The sequence below is a fragment of the Nodosilinea sp. AN01ver1 genome, assembly GCF_050565655.1.
Lineage (GTDB): Bacteria > Cyanobacteriota > Cyanobacteriia > Phormidesmidales > Phormidesmidaceae > Nodosilinea.
In genome coordinates this window covers 1-4,115 of the sequence record NZ_JBNXVS010000106.1, presented here as the reverse complement: position 1 = coordinate 4,115, position 4,115 = coordinate 1, and the positions used below count along the sequence as shown (strand labels likewise).

5 protein-coding genes are annotated in these 4,115 nt (G+C 53.0%); 1 reads left to right on the top strand and 4 read right to left on the bottom strand.

Features of this window, described 5'->3' with window-relative positions:
* The first annotated feature begins 535 nt into the window (after nucleotides 1-535).
* Nucleotides 536-613: a hypothetical protein gene (locus ACQ4N7_RS30035; RefSeq protein ID WP_430715090.1), complete on the top strand. Its 78-nt coding sequence runs from the start codon at nucleotides 536-538 to the stop codon at nucleotides 611-613.
* A 227-nt stretch (nucleotides 614-840) separates the two neighbouring features.
* Here the strand turns inward: ACQ4N7_RS30035 and ACQ4N7_RS30030 are convergent, their stop codons facing one another.
* From ACQ4N7_RS30030 to ACQ4N7_RS30015, 4 genes are all read right to left on the bottom strand, one after another.
* Entirely contained in the window at nucleotides 841-1,380 is a 540-nt protein-coding gene (locus ACQ4N7_RS30030; RefSeq protein ID WP_430715089.1) for a tyrosine-type recombinase/integrase, read from the bottom strand.
* 637 nt (nucleotides 1,381-2,017) lie between these two features.
* Nucleotides 2,018-2,272, bottom strand: coding sequence for a hypothetical protein (locus ACQ4N7_RS30025; RefSeq protein WP_430715088.1), 255 nt, complete (start codon nucleotides 2,270-2,272; stop codon nucleotides 2,018-2,020).
* A gap of 543 nt (nucleotides 2,273-2,815) precedes the next feature.
* Entirely contained in the window at nucleotides 2,816-3,079 is a 264-nt protein-coding gene (locus ACQ4N7_RS30020) for a hypothetical protein (RefSeq protein ID WP_430715087.1), read from the bottom strand.
* The gene (locus ACQ4N7_RS30015; RefSeq protein WP_430715086.1) at nucleotides 3,072-3,668 is read right to left on the bottom strand and encodes a ParA family protein; all 597 of its coding nucleotides are present in this window, start codon (nucleotides 3,666-3,668) and stop codon (nucleotides 3,072-3,074) included. The genes ACQ4N7_RS30020 and ACQ4N7_RS30015 overlap by 8 nt, the downstream gene beginning before the upstream one ends.
* Nucleotides 3,669-4,115 lie beyond the last annotated feature (447 nt).

Genomic DNA, 4,115 nt, shown 5'->3' with positions numbered 1-4,115 from the left:
TGACCCACTGGCAAAACTGCTCCCACAGGGAGGCAGATTGTTGTCTTTGTAAGGTCGTTGTCATGATTGAAATAAGTGCAGGTTTTTTTGAACTTGGTTCATCCGCAAGGGATGACGAGGTATGTATATCTCTACTTTAACCGCACTGTTACAGTTTGTAAACAATATTTAAGCAATCTGTTGCGGAAGACCTATGCAGGTTGGTTCACTGTCGCCCAGCAGCCCTGGCGAGGATGTCACTCCAGCAGCAATTACAGAGATTGATGGCGATCGCTCCAGAACCACAGCCCCCTAAAGCAAGACAGGCCGCTTCATAACGCTGACCTGCGATCGCAGCCACAGAACTAGGTCCACCCATAGACACCTTTCTGATCGTCTGCACAGCCAAAGCAGCCAGCGAGCAAATCGTGTGCAGTTTTCAGGCGATGCAGGGTTAGTCAGCTACACCCTCAGTGCATTCAGGCAGATGGCCAGGGCTAACATCGACAAGGTGACGCTCGAATTTTAGGGAAGTAGAGTAGCTGGAGCATGTGGTGTGCCCTACGTCATTAAGGGCACGGCTAACGCCAACCTCAAGATTACGGTGGAGTGGTCGTTCCCCAAAGAAAGCTGAGGCTCCAGCGACTGGGAGTAGCCCCAATCCGACCGCATAGCTGCCCGTGCCGCAACCAATCTGCGGCTAGTTCTGATGACGTGGCTGATGAGGCCCGGTTACTCTATGTGGCCATGACCAGGGCGATTGACGGGCTAGTTTGAGCTGCGCTGATGTGCGTTAGCGAAAGACGGCTCACCTACGCGCTCAAATACGCCTGAATCTCAGTTTTGTGCACATTAGCGAAATCACAGTTTCGCAATCGCCGCCACCTTCTCCTCCTCCGACACATCGAGGTACCGCTGCAACGCCGCCATCGACGACCAGCCGCCCAGATCCTGAATCGCCTTTAGCCGAACCCCCGCCTTATCGAGCCGCGTCGCCCAGGTGCGGCGGTTGCTGTGGGTGCTGTAGCCGCGCAGGCCGAGGAGATCGCACGCCTTCCGCAACGCCAAATCACACGCCTGCCGCGTAATCGGCCCCTCGCCACCCCGCCCCGGAAACAGATAGCCCCGACTGGGCAACGCCGCCGCTGCCAACACCGCCTTCAGCTTGGGGTGAATCGGCACCGATCGCGTCCGCTTTGTTTTCGTCGTCGCCTTGCGCAGCACCAGCGTTTCCCCCACCACATCCTCCGCCCGCAGCTGTCGCGCCTCGCTGACCCGGCAGCCGGTGTAGTAGCAGATCGAGAACAGCGATCGCATTTTGGGGCTCAACTCCCCCATCACCTGCTCGAACTGATCTACTGACCAAATCTCCGCCTGGTCGTGGCGATTTTGCTTCGGCACCGGCACACCTCAGAATTGGATCCAAACTAGCCCTATAAACTATAAATTGCTCTTTTTGAGATTTCAGCAAGTACAGTTTATCGGAATAGCAAGGGTTTCAGCGATTTGGCGTGAACAGCGATCGAAACAATCAAGCTTGTTAGGAATGAACTCTTGTTGTTGAGAATGAAATACTGCTAGGACTTTGGATCCAAAAGCTTAGTTGAAGAATGCTAGTTTCCCCGTGCAGAGATGAGACACCTCTACATGTAGTGGCGCGATCGCGCTAGCTCCATTAGATGCTTCTCTGCGCCCGTGCCACCAGGCCTGCCACCGATAAAGTCTCTTGAGTGATAACTAGATCGCAGATTCCCTAGTTTGAGGCCTTGTCAGCCAGTCAGGGCATCTCGAAAACGCTGTTTTTGCAGCGTTGCTCGCAGGGTGAGGTTAGCAATGGCTAAGGCATCTGCTCGGCCACCGTATGGGCCAACTGCTGTTTAGAAGGTGATAGCGCATCCGAGTCGGTGGTGCTGAGAAAGACAGCCCCAGGGTTTTGCCCTAGGGCAACCCTGGGAATGCATAGGGTGGTGAGGTCAGACGGTGCAGCGGTAATGTGGTTGCAGCGCAGCCCTGGTTTGTCGGGGGTAGTACTGTGCCATCAGCCCCGCCGCAGGGCCCAGCAGTCATGAGGTTGAAACTCTTCCACAGAATGGAGGCCATCGCCCCAGCGGGCAACGGCTTCGACCCGATTGCGGGAGGTACAGGTGATGTGGAAGCTGCCGGAACAGTCGGGAAACAGCGGCTGCACCAGGGTCGAAATCACCGCGCAGGCTTCATCAAGGAAGCGGCAGGCCTGCAAAAAGTCGCTGGTTTCGCTCAGCATCAGCATTTCGTCTACGCCCGCATTGCTCATTCTGTTTCCCTTGGTTGCTTAGCCCTGGTTGACTTCTTACGCAGCCAATAATGTATTCATAACTTCATCATTAGCTCTATTTTATGAATTCCCCACAAAGCTTGAAAAGCATTGCTAAGCATCAATTCTTTAGCTAGAGACACATATAAATTCCGATGACAAATATTAATATTCGGGCTTTAGACTCGCGACGCTTCGATTGGGGGCGACCCTCAGTGGTGCAGAAAAGTCTGGGCTATTGAGTTTTTGAGCAGCGACTGATTACGCCCCAAAGGAATTTGTGCTATGCCCTGTAGCACTATTTTCTCAATAGAGAGGGAGCCATTTTTTGGCGATCGCACTCCATAGCTTCTGTCCAGCAAGGGGAGAACGGTGATCCAAATTGAATTGATTAGCGCAGTAGGTAATGTAGAGATACTCATAAACCAAAGGCTCGGCCACGGTGTCCGAAATATGAGCAGGCACAGGCTAAGATGCACACCTGGAATAAGGAGAGGCGCTTAGCATCTGGATTATCGGATAAGCGCTTAATCGGTTCATCGATTAAGCGCTATTGCTCTGAACCCATTGCTCTAACAGTTCGGATACCAGGTCTGAAAAGTCTTTATCATCATCTACCAGCAGCCGCTTCACGCTCTTATTAAGTTCGATGGGAATATAGGCTCCTACCTGAATGTAGTTGGGGTCGGAGCGTTTGCCTGTAGCTTTACGCTGCCGTTTCTGGGGTTCTGCCTCCGTCGCTGGCGCTGCTTTCCCCTGCTCACGCTTCTTAGCCAATCGGTCAAACATGTTTGCGGTATCAGGCACGGCTTTCAATCTCCTTCGCTAGTGATTCATACTCTCCCCAGGCAATGCGACCAAAGCGATCGCCCGTCTCGTACACGGGCACCCCAACCAGGGCCGCTTTCTCGTAAGCGGTTAAGCGCCTAATCATTTGATTAAACACTGGAATGCTTAATCGGTTAAGCGTTTCTTTGGCCTGGATAGCAGTACCTTTTTTGCGGCTGTCGACCATCGTCAGCACTACCCCATAGGAGGTCAGGTTCTGAAGGTTATCGACGGTGGCTAGAAGAGCCTCCAGGGCTAGGGCATCGGGAGTAGAAGGCAGCACCAGCAGATCGCAGCCCTCAGCCAGGGCTGCTAGCTCGTCTTCGTCGGGGTGGGCCTCGGTATCGACAATGACGTGCTCTTTGCCTCTGGATGCTTTAGCCGCTGACATCAGGTCGCAGACCTGAAAGGGCAGCGTTCCCCGTTTAGACCAGGAGAGGGATGAGCGGTTGGGATCGCCATCGACCAGCAGAGTCTTGTCAGACGTTTTAGCAAAGTAGCAGGCCAGGTGTACAGCGGTGGTGGTCTTACCGACCCCGCCTTTGAATCCGGCAACGGTAATAATCATTCGCTTGTCCGCTTAATCGATTAATCGGTCAGGTGTTTAAGCGCTTGAGTGGCAGCCAAATCATAGCGCTTACCCGATGGGTTGAATAAACGAGTAAGCAGTAAAGTGATGTGTTAATTAATCGATTAAGCGGTTAACTGGCTCTGAGAAGGGTCGCTTAGAGTTGTGCCCAGCAGCGCTTGTGCCGCGGCTGGTAGCAGGGTATTTATGCGAGAGGGTTATACCAAATCCTGTCTGTACTCTCCCGGTTTGTAGGGACATTGCAGTGCAATGCCCCTACGGAGTACCTATTTTGAATCGGGGTTTGTCATGTCGGACTTGGGGTATGGCACCGATTCGTGTAAAAATGGGCCACATCTCCTGAAACCTTTATAGGGCAGTGACTACGAGACTCAAAAATTCAGGAATTCTGCACTGGTCACGTCTCTTTACTGTGGCTGATACACC

Bases quoted from the DNA above. Each gene is read 5' to 3' on its own strand.
- ACQ4N7_RS30025 (WP_430715088.1), bottom strand. From the start codon at position 2,272: ATGAGCAATGCGGGCGTAGACGAAATGCTGATGCTGAGCGAAACCAGC.
- ACQ4N7_RS30015 (WP_430715086.1), bottom strand. From the start codon at position 3,668: ATGATTATTACCGTTGCCGGATTCAAAGGCGGGGTCGGTAAGACCACC.